The 13292-nt window shown below is 67.8% G+C and carries 16 protein-coding genes; 6 read left to right on the top strand and 10 right to left on the bottom strand.

Going from position 1 to position 13292, the window contains the following annotated elements; all coding sequences use genetic code 11:
• The first annotated feature begins 229 nt into the window (after positions 1 to 229).
• Positions 230 to 925 carry an HNH endonuclease family protein gene (locus tag ACZ6YV_RS44105; RefSeq protein ID WP_465515366.1) on the top strand — a complete coding sequence of 232 codons (696 nt, stop codon included), beginning with the start codon at positions 230 to 232 and terminating at the stop codon, positions 923 to 925.
• Between the two features lie 193 nt (positions 926 to 1118).
• Positions 1119 to 2288, top strand: a complete 1170-nt coding sequence (locus tag ACZ6YV_RS44100) for a helix-turn-helix domain-containing protein (protein WP_465515365.1) — start codon at positions 1119 to 1121, stop codon at positions 2286 to 2288.
• Positions 2289 to 2412: 124 nt separating this feature from the next.
• Here ACZ6YV_RS44100 and ACZ6YV_RS44095 read toward each other — a convergent pair whose 3' ends face one another.
• From ACZ6YV_RS44095 to ACZ6YV_RS44070, 6 genes are read right to left on the bottom strand one after another with little or no spacing between them, the layout of a single operon-like run.
• Positions 2413 to 3030, bottom strand: a complete 618-nt coding sequence (locus ACZ6YV_RS44095) for a hypothetical protein (protein WP_465515364.1) — start codon at positions 3028 to 3030, stop codon at positions 2413 to 2415.
• On the bottom strand, positions 3030 to 3416 hold the full coding sequence (locus ACZ6YV_RS44090) for a hypothetical protein (protein WP_465515363.1): 387 nt from the start codon (positions 3414 to 3416) through the stop codon (positions 3030 to 3032). The genes ACZ6YV_RS44095 and ACZ6YV_RS44090 overlap by 1 nt, the downstream gene beginning before the upstream one ends.
• Before the next feature lie 15 nt (positions 3417 to 3431).
• Complete coding sequence (locus ACZ6YV_RS44085; protein ID WP_465515362.1) at positions 3432 to 4442, bottom strand: tyrosine-type recombinase/integrase; 1011 nt, start codon at positions 4440 to 4442, stop codon at positions 3432 to 3434.
• The gene (locus ACZ6YV_RS44080; protein ID WP_465515361.1) at positions 4432 to 4770 is read right to left on the bottom strand and encodes a hypothetical protein; all 339 of its coding nucleotides are present in this window, start codon (positions 4768 to 4770) and stop codon (positions 4432 to 4434) included. The genes ACZ6YV_RS44085 and ACZ6YV_RS44080 overlap by 11 nt, the downstream gene beginning before the upstream one ends.
• Before the next feature lie 43 nt (positions 4771 to 4813).
• Complete coding sequence (locus ACZ6YV_RS44075) at positions 4814 to 5557, bottom strand: hypothetical protein (RefSeq protein WP_465515360.1); 744 nt, start codon at positions 5555 to 5557, stop codon at positions 4814 to 4816.
• The gene (locus ACZ6YV_RS44070) at positions 5554 to 5757 is read right to left on the bottom strand and encodes a hypothetical protein (RefSeq protein WP_465515359.1); all 204 of its coding nucleotides are present in this window, start codon (positions 5755 to 5757) and stop codon (positions 5554 to 5556) included. The genes ACZ6YV_RS44075 and ACZ6YV_RS44070 overlap by 4 nt, the downstream gene beginning before the upstream one ends.
• Before the next feature lie 316 nt (positions 5758 to 6073).
• Here ACZ6YV_RS44070 and ACZ6YV_RS44065 point away from each other — a divergent pair, with 316 nt between their 5' ends.
• The 3 genes from ACZ6YV_RS44065 to ACZ6YV_RS44055 all read left to right on the top strand — a co-directional run bounded on the left by ACZ6YV_RS44065 (position 6074) and on the right by ACZ6YV_RS44055 (position 8545).
• Positions 6074 to 7279, top strand: coding sequence for a hypothetical protein (locus ACZ6YV_RS44065; protein ID WP_465515358.1), 1206 nt, complete (start codon positions 6074 to 6076; stop codon positions 7277 to 7279).
• 402 nt (positions 7280 to 7681) lie between these two features.
• Complete coding sequence (locus ACZ6YV_RS44060; protein ID WP_465515357.1) at positions 7682 to 8311, top strand: hypothetical protein; 630 nt, start codon at positions 7682 to 7684, stop codon at positions 8309 to 8311.
• A gap of 63 nt (positions 8312 to 8374) precedes the next feature.
• Positions 8375 to 8545, top strand: coding sequence for a hypothetical protein (locus ACZ6YV_RS44055; protein WP_465515356.1), 171 nt, complete (start codon positions 8375 to 8377; stop codon positions 8543 to 8545).
• Here the strand turns inward: ACZ6YV_RS44055 and ACZ6YV_RS44050 are convergent, their stop codons facing one another.
• On the bottom strand, positions 8546 to 9175 hold the full coding sequence (locus ACZ6YV_RS44050; RefSeq protein WP_465515355.1) for a GNAT family N-acetyltransferase: 630 nt from the start codon (positions 9173 to 9175) through the stop codon (positions 8546 to 8548). It abuts the gene before it with no gap.
• A gap of 322 nt (positions 9176 to 9497) precedes the next feature.
• Here ACZ6YV_RS44050 and ACZ6YV_RS44045 point away from each other — a divergent pair, with 322 nt between their 5' ends.
• Positions 9498 to 9797, top strand: a complete 300-nt coding sequence (locus ACZ6YV_RS44045) for a hypothetical protein (protein ID WP_465515354.1) — start codon at positions 9498 to 9500, stop codon at positions 9795 to 9797.
• Positions 9798 to 9991: 194 nt separating this feature from the next.
• Here ACZ6YV_RS44045 and ACZ6YV_RS44040 read toward each other — a convergent pair whose 3' ends face one another.
• The 3 genes from ACZ6YV_RS44040 to ACZ6YV_RS44030 form a co-directional block, all read right to left on the bottom strand.
• Entirely contained in the window at positions 9992 to 11482 is a 1491-nt protein-coding gene (locus ACZ6YV_RS44040; RefSeq protein ID WP_465515353.1) for a relaxase/mobilization nuclease domain-containing protein, read from the bottom strand.
• Positions 11479 to 11922: a hypothetical protein gene (locus tag ACZ6YV_RS44035; protein ID WP_465515352.1), complete on the bottom strand. Its 444-nt coding sequence runs from the start codon at positions 11920 to 11922 to the stop codon at positions 11479 to 11481. Before ACZ6YV_RS44035 ends, ACZ6YV_RS44040 begins: the two co-directional genes overlap by 4 nt.
• Positions 11923 to 12674: 752 nt before the next feature.
• The gene (locus tag ACZ6YV_RS44030; protein ID WP_465515351.1) at positions 12675 to 13019 is read right to left on the bottom strand and encodes a hypothetical protein; all 345 of its coding nucleotides are present in this window, start codon (positions 13017 to 13019) and stop codon (positions 12675 to 12677) included.
• Positions 13020 to 13292 lie beyond the last annotated feature (273 nt).

Genomic DNA, 13292 nt, shown 5'->3' with positions numbered 1-13292 from the left:
AACACCCTCGCCGCACTCTTCCCAGACCGCCTGCCACTCCACTAGAATCAGAGAAGAAATCATCCGTGGCTTACACGGAAATCATGACAGAGCCAGAGACCCGGCCGTTCTCATGTCCAGTTACGGCAGCGCTGACTATCGGTCGAAAGGCACCCATCCCGGGGCTGAACCTCACTGCGAGGTTCAGCCCCTTTTTTCGTTGTGCACCAACAACATGAAAGGAATCCTCATGCCCACCGCACCGAATCGCCCGCTGGGGCGAAGGCTCCGCATGCCGTACCTCGCCGTATTTCTCGCCACAGCTGCCTTGATGTCCACCACCGCGTGCGAGGTTCCGGCAGCCACCGGCGCCGAACCCGCGGTGACCACGGCCGCCACAACGGACAACGCGCCCGCCGACATCGGAAAGCAGCTCGCTGCTCTCCAGGTCGCGCCGCGCGGCTCCACCGCCAACTACGACCGGAAGCTATTCCCGCACTGGGACAAACAGGGCAACGGCTGCACCACCCGCGAAGTCGTGCTCAAACGAGACGGGAAGAACGTGGTGACCGGCCCGGACTGTGCGCCAAAGTCCGGGACCTGGACCAGTCCCTATGATGGCGAGACCTGGTCGAAGGCGACCGATGTGGACATCGATCACGTCGTCCCTCTCGCTGCCGCTTGGGTCTCCGGCGCGAAGTCCTGGACCACGGAGAAGCGGCGCCAGTTCGCGAACGACCTGACCCGGCCGCAGCTGTTCGCCGTCACCGACAACGTCAACCAGGAGAAGAGCGACAAGGCACCGGACCAGTGGAAGCCGCCGCTCGTCTCGTTCTGGTGCACCTACGCCACCGACTGGATCACCGTGAAGCACTACTACAGCCTCACGATCACCACCGCGGAGAAGAACGCACTCAGCGACATGCTGACACGATGCCCACGATGATCCATCCTACGGCGACCGAAGAGGCCGGGCTCCCCACGGGGATGTCCGGCCTCTTCTCGTTACAGGGACAGGAAACAAGTGTTTGCCGTCTAACGGTCGCTCTAACGGGTTAATTAGCTTTAAAACCGAACTGAAAACCCGTTCTGTGGGTAACGAAACCCGTTCGACGTGCGTTAATAGGTTTATGGCGACGATGTTGCAGCACCTTCGTGAAACCGCCCACCTTGGCCAACGAGAGCTGGCGAGCAGAGCTGGGATCAGCCAGGAAACCCTCAGCCAGCTGGAGACGGGCAAGTCCGCCCGTCCGCGCCTGGACACCCTGACCAAGCTCCGCAACGCTCTCGAACTCGACGACATGCGGCCGGAGGACCTGCTCGACCCGACCCCTCTTGCTGATGACAAGACCCTGGCGCCGGCGGCGACCCAGCTCATCACCTTGCTGAAAGTGCTGCCCGGCTTTCGCCGCGGCGGCTCCGATCGTCAGGCCGCCCAGTTCTGGCGGAAGCTGTCGACCCACCTCGGCTATCAGGACCTCTACCCGGCTACTCACCTGACGGCGCACCTCGAACAGGCCATCGCCGGGCGCGGGACAGCTCCGGAGGCCGACCTCGCCGAGTACACGCTGATGTTCTTCGATCCTGAGGACGTCGGAACGATCGAGGTGCTGGCCGAGCACGCCGGGATCGGCCCCAGCGATCAGGTCGCCCGCCGATGGTGCCGCGACGTCACCGACGCGGCGTGGATCATCCACCGCGCCGCGATGACCTCCTACCCCAGCCAGGTCGGCGAGCTCTACGCGGAAGCGAGCTCCACCACCGACCCGAAACGCCTGCCCGAACTCTGCGGCAGCGTCTACGACATCGTCCGCAGCCGCGCCATCCCGCGGGCGTCCGTCGAGGTACAGCTGGCCGCGCTGCGTCAGGACCCCTCGTCCGAAGTGCACTCCGTGGTCGCCGAACGTGGCGGCCCCGCGGTCCAGGAACTTGCCCTCACAGTCGTGACCTCCTGGCCCGGCCTCTCCCGCAACGAGCACCTCGACCCGGAGATCGCCGACCAGTTGTTCACCGACCTGCTCCCACACCTGAACGGCCCACGCGACCACGAAGCTGGGTTTGCGCTGATGAACCTGGCCGAGCGCCCCGATCTCCCACGACCGCTACTCGAACGGATCCGCACCACCCTGGAAACCGACCATGAGGGCGGCTGGGCCACCTCCGCCTGGCTCGCCGTCGGCAGCACCCTCGCCAACCTCGACGGCGTCGTCGACGATGACGAACCTGACACTGACCAGCCTGCTCTCCGCTTGGTGCACAACGCCGACCAACCCACCTCCTGGTGGCGTCGTTTCCTCAGCCGCACATAGACATCAGGACGCGTGAACGCCCTCGGCCCGCTTGGGGCCGAGGGCGTTCACAGTGTTCAGCGCAGAGGACCTCTGGGCTTCGCGGACATTGCCGTGATTGGCTACGAGGCCACGTCGGTGTCGCTCAACGCGGCTGTCCATGACGTGCGAAGCAGGCCACGACCCGCGCCAGTTCAGGAAGCCCGGCGTCGTTGAGCGCGGTGGCCAGCTCGCTATCGGTGAGCACGTCGCTCGCGAGCTGCCCCTCGATCTGATCAAGACGTGCGATGTCGATCGTGTCTCTCATTCCGGTTTCCGGTCGGGTCCAGAACCATCGCCACCCCTCGGGGGTTTCCCGCAGGGTGTAGCCCTCGGCGAGTTGATCGCCGAACCGGGTTGCCTTGTATGTCAAGGAGTTGTACCGCTCCACGTTGCCAGCATCGAAATCGACGATCACGACGATGCTGCCCGTGCGAGGGCCGTCGGCCACGCGCGTGGTCACGTCGATCGCGACCCGCCGCGGCTGCTCGCCAGGGGCGAGTACCCGGTCGTGCCGGCCTTCGTACCGCAGAACCCATTGGCGTCCGGTCTTGGCCAGGACGTAGCGCTCGATCATGTCTGGCTGGTGCGAATCGAGCGCATTCGGGTTGATGTCGAGTGCTTCGCCTTCAACCAGCTGGTCGGTCGAGTCGTACTCCTCGAACTGCTTCTCGCCGTTCCAGTACTCCAGGGGGCCGCCCTCGAAGGGCACGCGGATCGCCATCACGACGTCTTCCTGCTCGATGTGGCCGCTCCGGCGATGCTGTCCCGCCAGCGGTCGATTGCGGTGCACGCCAGCTCGATCCGCGCGCGCCCGAAGCCTGCCATGGTGGACAACTCGGAGCCATCCGGGTTCGCGCGGTGCGCGTCGACCAGCTCGGCGAGCCGCTCTGCGGTCGTGATGCCGTGCTGCTGAAGGGGTCGGGTCTGGTGATGGGTCAGTCCACATGCGCCTTGCAGCTCCTTCAGGGGCGTGCCAACGACGGCGGAGGATTCAGGTCTGGGCAGGAACAGCGCTCCGCTACGCATCATCTCGCCGAACTCCTCGCGGGTGGCTATGCGGCCAAACCGCTCGTTTTCGTCGTTGTACTCCGACATCGTCTGGGCCATCGTGGTGCTCCAATCTCAGTGTTCTGGCGAAACCTTGGGTGCCTGCCGCCGGCGGCCGGTGGCCGGGTAGACCGCGCTGAGGGCGTCGACGAGCTCGGACCAATCGGGCGCGGTGTAGTTGTCGGTGGTATCGGCGGCGTGACCGAGCAGCGTGGCGATGAGGCGCTTGTCGATGCCGTGCTCGCGCAGTTCGGTGGCGAAGGTATGCCGGAGGACGTGGGCGGTCAGCCCCTTGATGCCGCTGGCCTTTCCAGCATCCGTGACGATGGTGCCGATCCCGTCGTCACCGAGCCGCCGGAATGGGCGGCGCTGGGTGAGCAGCAGTGGGTCGCGCTCGCCGTCGACCGGCGCGGCCTGGGCGATGCGCCACGGCCGGTAGAGCTCCAGCGCCGGCCGCAGCAGCGGCGCGATCGGGATGTCGCGGGCCTTACCGCCCTTGCCGTAGCGGACTTTCACCGCGCCTGCACGGTCGGTCATCGGGATGTCGTCCAGGTCGAGCGCGGCCAGCTCGTTGAGCCGAACCCCGGTGTAGCGCAACAGCTTGAGCAGCGCCTGGTCCCGCTTACTCAGCGGGAACCGGGCGTCCGGGACCTCGCCGCGCTCCGGCGCGGTGGCCAGGAAGTTGTCCAGCCGGGCACGCTCGTCCGCATCCAGGGCTCGCCGGTTCGGCACGATGTCCAGCCGCGGTGCGGACACCGCGATGCCGCGCCAGGCGTAGAACGCCTCCACCGCGGTGAGGTGGGCGTTGACGGTGTTGCCCGATCGCTTGCCCGCGGTCATCATCCAGCGTCGGTACTCGATGACCGCGTGCTCCGCCGAGCGGAAGTCGGTGAGCGCGTCGCCAGCTACCCCATCCAGCACGGAGGTGTTCAGCCAGCGTAGATAGCCGCGCAGCCGGGTCACGTACCCGGCACGCGTGTTCTCCGACAGCTTCGGCAGCCCGTTCAGGTGAGTACGGAAGGCGTCCACGAGCGGGGCCAGCTCGGGAGGCAGTGCGGCGCTGATCGAATTCTCGTTAGTCTTCATCAGGATCTTCGGTGAAGAAGAACGTGGGGTCCTCCGCGCGTGAAGCCGCGACACAATGGGCCGCCTCCGCCGCGGTGCGGTATGCGCCGAGCGGATGACGAAACCCGAGGTGCCGAACGCCGCACCACCACTCAAGGCGTTCGTCGATCGGGACGAATCGGCTTGTCAGGACGTAGACGACATCGTCGACGCCTGCCTGGTAGGCGTGTCGGGTCCGGTAGTCGACGCCGACCATGTCCATCGCATCGGTGGAGGGTTGCCAGCAGACTCCGTCCACGGTGAAGCTGGCTGGGTCGGCCGGGGTCGCGGTCTGCCCCATGGTGATCACGTCTCCTTCTGGTCGGCTAGTGCTGAGATACGTCGACGAAATGTCACCGCGGATGCGTCACTGCGGTGTCGGTAGCGCGGCGCTGGGCTAGTTCCCGAAGCCGGGCGCGCACGGCGTCCTTGTCGGTGCCGTCCCACGTCGCGTACGGATCATCGGCATCGGCCCACGACACATGCTCCACGAGCTGGAGGTCGTCGTCGGCGACGTGGAACGTCATCTGGCCGACGTCGGCGTCGGTCAGGTACAGCACGGTGCGAAATCCGGGTACGCCGTCGACGTCCAGGGCGAGCCGCGGATGCAGGGCCGGGTCGGCGGCGAGCACCGCGATCAGATCCAGCCGGTCGACGTAGACCGACCGTAGTTGCGTCTCCAGCTCCGCCACCCGCCGGCGCAGCTGCTCCACCTCGCTCGGCGGCTCGTCCTCCAGGTCGAGCACGGCGCACGCGGCCTGGTACACGTCGCACGCGTCCTGGTAACCGATCTGAGCGTGCAGGCGCGCGAACACGTCCGGGAAGAGGGCGCCGATGTCGCCGTCACGATCTTCCCGGGCGATCGCGTCGGCGATCTCGGTCGCGCCGGTGGGAAGGGGCGGGATCACGTCGACCCCGGCCGGAGTCAGGCCGTACTCGATGGTGGTGCCGGGAATGTGCGTGGTGTGCGTGAGCTGACGGCGGAAGCTGTGAACCGCCATGTCGGCTTGGTGCCTGAACGCAAACCCGAGGTACAGGGTGTTGTGGCCGGGGCGGACGATCCGCGCGCAGTACGCCAGCGTGTCGATGGTGGTCATTTCGGCAGGACCTCCGCGTTCCCGGCGTCGTTCCAGCTCCCGGCGTCCTCGGCTTCACGCTCGGCGAGACGAGCCTCGAGGTCGGCGATCGCGGCCGCGCGATCGGCACAGGCCTCGCCTTCGCTGATGCCGAGAGCAACGACAGGGTCGTTGCGGGCGTTCTCCAGGGCGGCGCGCAGCTGACTGGCGGTGCGGGACATGGAGCCTCCTTCATGCTGTGGTGAGCAACAAGGGGTTGAGTTGGCACAGGTAGTTCAGGCACTGAAATATTCCGGCTAACTCGGCGGAGGTCTCCTGCACGTTCATCGCCGGGAAAGCCTCAATATTCCGGCTACCGTACCACGTTGGCCGGAATATTGAGAAATATTCCGGCCAACGGTTTGTGATCCACGGGTGGCTGCGGGCGCCTTCTCGGGAGGTCGAGGCAAACGAGTGAAGACTGTGACAACTGGTTGTCAGAGAAGCGGTCTTCGTGACAATGTGTTGTCACGCCAGAACGCCCTGAGGGAGATTTCGATGAGCGCGCCTGCTTTGACGACTGCAACGACTTCCGAGCTGACCGTGGTGCCGATCGATCGTGACCGGTGGCCCGTCGACCCCGGCCAGTACCTGCCCAACATCTACATCCACGTCATCCTCGACCTGGCCGCCGGGCGGGTGGCGATCCTGGGCGATCCGCACTATCGCGGCCCGGCGAAGGAGGACCACACCGAGCAGAAGTACGTCGGCAGCTGGATGCACCGCTGGGACTTCCCGGCGCCGGTGCCCAACCATATGACCTGGGAGATCAGCAATCACCTAACCCCGGACGAGGCCGAACAGTTGTTGGGATTGATCGCCGAGCAGGCCCGCGTCATCCTCAGCGACCTGGTTCCGGTCGAGGGACGCGCGGCCGGAGGTTGGGACTGGTCGCTGCGTGCGGCAGCCGCGGTCCGGGCGATCGGCTCGTTCTGCCGGAACACGCACAGCGCGCTGTCGGCCACATCCAATTATGGTGCGGCGTGGATGATCGAGAACAGCTACAAGTTCTCGGGTTTGCTCGACATGACCGACGCGCTCGCGGCCACCCCGGAACTGGGGTCGCCGGAGTGGGCGGTGATGACCGATGCCGAGCTGGACGAGGCCGCGGCGAAGCTGGCCCGCACCGCTCCGTACGAGCTGCGCGGGCAGTGGTTCGATGCCGCGCACCTCGAGGAGTCGGCGTTGCCGCACAGTGTGTCGATCTATCTCGTCGGTGTGCTGGCCACTCTGTATCGGCTGCGCGCTGAGCAGGCCGGCGCTCTTACCCCGACCGACGCGTCTGTCTGGTTCACCGAGCACACAACCCGGCTCACCGCGATCGACGACTGCACCAGCGATGCCGAGCTGGCGAAACTCTCACAGGCCGAGGAACGCCGTGCAGCGACTAAGGGCAAGCGCCTGCTCGGTGCGCAGACCTACCTAACCGCGGTACGGACCGGGCGGCGGGACCGCATACGGCAGGAACTCACCTCGACCGGGCAACGGGCAGCGAACCTTGCTGGCCAGTACAAGAAAGCCCAGTCGAGCCGCGCGGCACTATTGCTTCGGATCGACGGCTGGGGAGACCCGCAGGACGGCGACGAGTCGAATAGGAACGCGATGCTCGCCCGCCTGGCTGGCATCTCCCGGCAAGCCGTCCTCAGCCTGCGGGAACGGGCGCACGCGGTGAACGTGGCTGACGCCAGCGAACACGACGAATGAGTCTCGTATACACGTCCCATACCCAGTTATATCCAGGTATGGGACGTGTATGGGCGTCGTCCGACGTCGACGAGTACCCGTCGCCGCACCGGGGCCTCGACCCGGCAGGCTCCCAACTGCTGTACCACTGCTACTCAATGCCGTGGTGGTCGACGACCCGGTCTGGACCTCCCGGCCACCGCGATCAGCGACAACCGCGCGACCGGCCGATCCCACCGATGAACCCGGAAATGCTCCTCCACACCGTCCATTGTGGTCACGGCCTTACCCGAGGCCCGGGGAGCTCGCTGAAGGCCGGCTCCTCTACGAAGGCCTAACCGCCGTCAGGCAGGGGAGCTTTGTCCTGGTGCTGTCCAGCTTTTGTCGTGGATTGCCGGTCCGGGAACGCCGACGATGATCGGTATGGCCCTCTCGACAATGGGACGGTACGTGGTGTCGACGATCGCGCGGGACGCCTGGTGCTGCCGCCTGCAGGTACCCCTGGACTCCTACAGCACGATGTGTGACGCCCTGGAGACCGCCGCGCGGCGGCGGGACATGCCGATCACGACCGTGGTCCGGGGCAGCGCCGGTGATGTCGCCGAGGTCCTGCTGCTGCGTGACCCGAGCGCGCGGTACGGGACACCCACCGCTACTTGCTATGAGGACCTGGTGGACCTGCTCACCGCGGCGACCGGATGGCGCCGCCGCCCACCGGGACCGGTGCCGGGGATCGTGATCCCGCTCGGCCTGCGCCGCGGCTACACTCCCGGCGCACCGGTCCACCCGGCCCGCGCCACCCGCCACCGGCTCGCCGCCGACGTCCCCGGGACGCGGGCGTGGCCAGTCCGGCTGTGCTCGGTGCGGATCCTGTCCGATGGCGACGCGCAGTGGCACCACGAGCCCGGCCTGCTCGTCCATGCCGACGACACCGCCCGGCTCCCCGGCCTCGCCCGGGTCGCCGCCGTACTCGGCCAGGACCGGTTCGTGGCCACCATCGCCGAGGGCATGACCACCGCGTTCCGGCTCCAGAATGCCGCCGGGGCGGTGTGAACTCGCTCGCGGTGATCGTGTTCCTGCGTGGATGTGTCGGTGGGCCGACCTACGATCCGCGACGTGGAGGACAACGAAACCGCTCAGCGGCTGTGTTTCAAGTGCGGGACGGCGCCGATCGAGAAGCCGCATGTGCTGTGCGGTGGCTGCCTGGGCCTGCTGGAGCAGGACGGCACGGCATATTGGCAGGCCCACGAACAGCGGGGCGCCACCGTCGTCAAGGTCGGGAAGTAGTCAGGGCCGGTTCGCCCGGAACGCGTCGGCCTCCCAACCCCCCGCGATCCCCGCGTCGAACTGGTGCCGGCACGGCCGGGGCTGCGGTGGCCCGATGAGCCCCACCTGCGCCCAGAACCGGGTCGACATCGGATCCGCGGGCAGCGGCGCGGTGGTGACCATGAACCGCTCGCAGCGGGCCCGCGCCGCTTCGGCCAGCACCCGGCCGGCACCGCGCCGCCGATACTCGATGGCCACCTCAAGGTGCTGCACCACGGCCCTGCGGCAACCCCGCGGGCACAGCGACAGGACGACGTAGCCGTAGACAGTGCCCTGGTGGATCAGCTGGATCTGACCGGTCCCGGCCGGGACCTCCGGTGGCAGAACCATGAGCGCGATCGTCAGGCCGTCAACCTCGTCCGGGCGTTTCTGATGCGACACCTCGGGGTTGACCGTGATCCACTCCCCCGCGCCCGGACCCCCGGCGTCCCGGCACGCGCGGCAGGTGAACGAGGACGCGCCGTACCAGTGGGAATAGCCCGCCTGGACTCCGCCCACGGACAGATCGCAGCCCCATGGACAGCGGTCACCGGCCGTCGGTGTGCGCGACGGCCGCATCACGAGGTCTTCCGGCGGCACGGTGTCGAACATGTGAACGAACATACGACGTGCGGGGTGGGGCACGCCCTGCCGATATCAGCGACATGCCGCCCCGAGGGACAGAGAAGTGACAATGTCGGCGAACTGCCGCTCAGCCGAGTGAACCGATCGGTCGCGCTGAACCACGTCACCGGTACGTCGTGCGTAAACCACCGGCTGCCGACAAGCAGTACTGCTGTTGAAGGCCGTGCTCATAGGGTCGATCTTGAGCATCATCGATCGTGAACGGGGCGGCCCCTTGTCCGAGGGGCCGCCCCAGCGGTCTTCCGTTCGATGGCATCTCGTCCGTACAAGATCCAATCAATAAAGATGGATGACCACACACATGACAATAAGACCCGCATCCCGCCAATTGCGATCGCGCAACGACAGAACGCCAGCCGCGCGCGACGACGAACATGATCAGTACCGCGAACCGAACCCGCCCTTCGATGAACGCACAGATGCAGGCGACGAACGGATCCCGCTATCCCTGCTGCGGTTCGTCAGCCGAACCGTGGGTTCCTGGGACCGGACGGCACGGCTGATCACGATCCTGATCGTGATCATGGGCGGCCTGTGGCTGCTCAACGCCACCGTCGACCTCGGCCCAATCCGCCTCGGCAAGCCCTGACCGGGCCGGAAGGAATGGTCCCGGCGCCGTGACGGCGCCGGGAACACCCACCAGTCGACTACGTCCATGCAGTACCCACCAGTCTGCCCAGCGGACGGGACTCAGGGCAGTCGACCATTCGTGTTCAGCTCGCGCCGGACAGCCGCCGCTGGTCAACCGCCCTGCGACAGGTGTCCCGTGCCGGGCAGAGTTCTTCATCGGACTGGACCACGGGTAGTGGAGGGGACAGTGGTGGCGCGGCGTCGAAGGTGCGCGGGTTGCTCGCTCCGGAGTGCGGGCTTCTTGTCCTGGCCTGGCCGCTTCGTTGTGTGCTGCACCTTCTCGGTGAGTTCAGCGGCCCAGGTCGTCAAGGTGCCGCTCGCACGGTGCGCGGCCGCCGCCGCGGCCATCTGTTGCCGCTGCGCTCGCCACGCGGCGATCTCGGCGACCAGACTCGCGAGAGCGAGCACCAACGCCAGCGCCGCGACGGCATGGCCTCGATCTGATCTGGTGCGGACCAGCCGCCAGGACGCGGTACGCAGCTCGATCGCGGCACGGCTCCAGTGCGCGGGTTGCCCTCGCCCCGGCGTGCGGGCGGCGCGTTCGAACTCGTCGGCCGCCACGGTGGTCGCGCGAACCGAGACACCGCTGAGGTGGGCCAGGTTCAGCAGCATGTCGCCGGCGGCGTGCGCGACACCGTCGACATCGTGACCGTGGGCCACCGCGGTTCGGGCCTGCTCGACAACGTGGGCCGCCGAGGCCCAGGCCGCCCATTTCCCGGCCATATCGGGTGGCTGGGTTTCGATCGGCGCTGGTGCGCTGGCCCACCGTTCGGTCAGCCGTGTCGCGGACAGGTCGGCGGCCAAAGCACGGCCGCCGAACCAGACCAGGTCATCCCCCGACAACGGGGAGTGGGCGTGGTCGTCGGCTACGGCCACCGCGTAGCCGAGCAGCCGCCCGTCGACAGCCTGCCGGGCACGCACCCGAAGCCCGTGGGAGGCCAGCGCCTCGAGGAACTCCTCCGGGTCCGTGGTGCGGGCGGCCACGCCACGCACGATGCGGCGCAGCCGATCACGACTGGGCTCTGGCCGACGGTTCCGGACGGCTTTCTCCCGTTCGGCGCGGGTGGCGATCCGGGGTGCGGTGTGGTCGGCCGGGCTGGTCGGGCGCAGACCGAAGTGCCGTTCGGCGGCGAGGCAGGTTTCGCGGACCCGGTGGTAGTCCCGCCGCGGGTGTACCCGGCGCAGCGTGTCCTGGCGGACCAGGACCGCAGCCACGTGCACATGATCGGTCGCGTGCCGCACGGCCACCCACCGGCACGCACCGGGATCGTCGCGGCGGGCGATGCCGGTCCGGTGCAGCAGATCGACGACGACTTCCGACCATTCGGTGTCGGAGAGTTCGCGATCTTCCGGCGCGGCCCGGATCGAGCAGTGCCACACCGGTCCCTGCGTGCGCTGCCCGCCGTCGCGGTCCTCCGGTGGCCGTTGCGGCACTGCGGCCGCGGCCGCCGGGTCGGTCAGCGCGGCCACCAGGTCGCCGACGTCGAACCGGCCCGGCGCGGTTTGCGGTGGCTGGTGCAGATGCGGGCAGCCATCCCAGGACGCGATCGTGTGCGGGTTCTCGTGTTCGTGGTGGCGGCCGGGACCGAACAGGTAGGCGATCAGGCCGTGCGTGCGCCACCCGCGTACGACGCGGCCGATCACAACCGGGTCCGAGCCTCGGCGGTCAGCCGGTCGAGTTCGGCCAGGCCCTCGTCGGCGGCCGCCAGGACGGTTTCCACCCGTTCGGACATCCGGGTCAGCACCGCGGGCGCCGGCGTCGAGCTGTTGCTGTTGACCGCGCGGGCGATCTGGTTGACCAGTCGTCCGACCGCGGCGACGTCGCCACGCAGCCCGGCGAGGGTGGCGCGATGTTCCAGCAGCTGCGCCATCACCTCGCGCCAGTCGGCCGGGACGGTGTTGAACTCGGCGGCCAGGTGCCGGTGCACGACCTGGCTGGCGTAGGCGCCGTCGGCGAGCTCCGCCTTCGCGGCCGCCACGGCGAGCAGCGTCCAGTCGTTGGTCGTGAGCCGGATCTCCAGCGTGTGCGGGTAGCCGCCGGGCACACGCGGCTGGCGTCCGTGATGTCGTACATAGTCGGGCATCCGCCCCACCCCCTGTGTTCGAACCGAACCGGCCGCGGATCCGCGCGACGAACGGAGAGGGGGACTCCGTCCCGGCGCGCAGCGGCCGGACGACGTCGGACCGAAGGGGGTAGCACGGCCGCCGTCGCGTACCTCGATCATGCCAGCGGCCGCGCGGCCTGAGCGCTAACCAGGGTTTGCCCTCTAACTCGCTACCGCCCCGGCTGGGAGCACATGAGGTCAGCGCTTGTACCGGTATCGCAGCATCGACGAAGACATTTTTGAGCAAACCCGGTCGCCATCGCCCCTGCCAACGACCGATCCGATCAGCCTGGTTCTCCGGGATCCACTTAAGGTGGATCCCCCTCTGGGCGCCGTTCGGCCCGCCGGACGTGCGCGGACGGCGGGCACGGGGGATCCACCGGTGTCCCAGAAACGCTTGCCGATCAACACCAAAATCATCACGTCGGCGCGCGGTCGGGTCGCTCCCGGCGTCGTTTGCTGTCGCCGGTCGCTCTTCTTCTCCGCCTGCTTCTGCGGCTTCCCATCCGGCTTCCCGCTAGAGCGGCAGCCCCGGCGGCCGGGCTTGTCGCAGCGAATCCCGCGCGCGGACCCTTCCGATGTGCCGCCCGACATCGGGTGCTGACACACCATGAACCGCTCACGGCGCGCCCTGGCGGCCACGTCGTCGGCTCGGCGGCGCGGGCGCGGCCGGACGTATGGCCGTGATGACGGCGATACCTTAGACCAAACGCGGGTTCCGTTGTGATGGTTCAGCCGCGCTTACGCCGCTCGCGTTCGATCGCGCGGCGCTGCTGCCGCGACAACGTCGCGCCCGGCCGAGCGGACGAAACGGGCTGCGCGGGCGCCGACGCGACTATGGTCGTCGGCTCGGGATCCCGCCAGGAGAAGGCGTCGTGCAACGCCTTGACGACCATCGCGAGTTCCTCGAAGTCGTCCTGGCTGCGCACCAGCGACAACGGATTCTCCCGAACCTGGCGCTCCAGCTTCTCCAGCATCGGCACCCATTCCGCGACCACGCGCGGCACCATCGGCACCAGAACCGGGCGGTCCTGCTCGACGACACGCTCCACCACTTCGCGCACCACGGTCGGCATCGGGCTCTCCCGGCCCAGTTTGGTCGCCGCCCGACGCAGCTCCCACGCGCGACTCCGGCACGACGCCGAGCAGAACTTAGGCCGCCGCCCCTCCCCCACATACCTGACCTCGGCACCGCAATAGGCGCACTTGATGCTCACCAAGCACTCGCGAATCCGCGCGTCGTCCTCGCCCATAGTGTCCTGTCCGCCCGAACTTTGCGGAGCTTCACCGCGCTGAGCTGCGGTCCGAAAAGTAGGTCCGGACGATGATCGTTCGGGTTGTCCGGACCT

Source organism: Amycolatopsis sp. NPDC102522, from assembly GCF_055584485.1.
Note: the sequence above shows the minus strand (reverse complement) of the source record. Positions and strands in the feature narration are given on the sequence as shown.

Bases quoted from the DNA above. Each gene is read 5' to 3' on its own strand.
- ACZ6YV_RS44100 (WP_465515365.1), top strand. From the start codon at position 1,119: ATGTTGCAGCACCTTCGTGAAACCGCCCACCTTGGCCAACGAGAGCTG.
- ACZ6YV_RS44085 (WP_465515362.1), bottom strand. From the start codon at position 4,442: ATGAAGACTAACGAGAATTCGATCAGCGCCGCACTGCCTCCCGAGCTG.
- ACZ6YV_RS44030 (WP_465515351.1), bottom strand. From the start codon at position 13,019: ATGCCGACCGTGGTGCGCGAAGTGGTGGAGCGTGTCGTCGAGCAGGAC.
- ACZ6YV_RS44060 (WP_465515357.1), top strand. From the start codon at position 7,682: ATGGCCCTCTCGACAATGGGACGGTACGTGGTGTCGACGATCGCGCGG.
- ACZ6YV_RS44105 (WP_465515366.1), top strand. From the start codon at position 230: ATGCCCACCGCACCGAATCGCCCGCTGGGGCGAAGGCTCCGCATGCCG.
- ACZ6YV_RS44035 (WP_465515352.1), bottom strand. From the start codon at position 11,922: ATGCCCGACTATGTACGACATCACGGACGCCAGCCGCGTGTGCCCGGC.
- ACZ6YV_RS44090 (WP_465515363.1), bottom strand. From the start codon at position 3,416: ATGGCCCAGACGATGTCGGAGTACAACGACGAAAACGAGCGGTTTGGC.
- ACZ6YV_RS44095 (WP_465515364.1), bottom strand. From the start codon at position 3,030: ATGGCGATCCGCGTGCCCTTCGAGGGCGGCCCCCTGGAGTACTGGAAC.
- ACZ6YV_RS44075 (WP_465515360.1), bottom strand. From the start codon at position 5,557: ATGACCACCATCGACACGCTGGCGTACTGCGCGCGGATCGTCCGCCCC.
- ACZ6YV_RS44070 (WP_465515359.1), bottom strand. From the start codon at position 5,757: ATGTCCCGCACCGCCAGTCAGCTGCGCGCCGCCCTGGAGAACGCCCGC.
- ACZ6YV_RS44065 (WP_465515358.1), top strand. From the start codon at position 6,074: ATGAGCGCGCCTGCTTTGACGACTGCAACGACTTCCGAGCTGACCGTG.
- ACZ6YV_RS44050 (WP_465515355.1), bottom strand. From the start codon at position 9,175: ATGTTCGACACCGTGCCGCCGGAAGACCTCGTGATGCGGCCGTCGCGC.
- ACZ6YV_RS44045 (WP_465515354.1), top strand. From the start codon at position 9,498: ATGACCACACACATGACAATAAGACCCGCATCCCGCCAATTGCGATCG.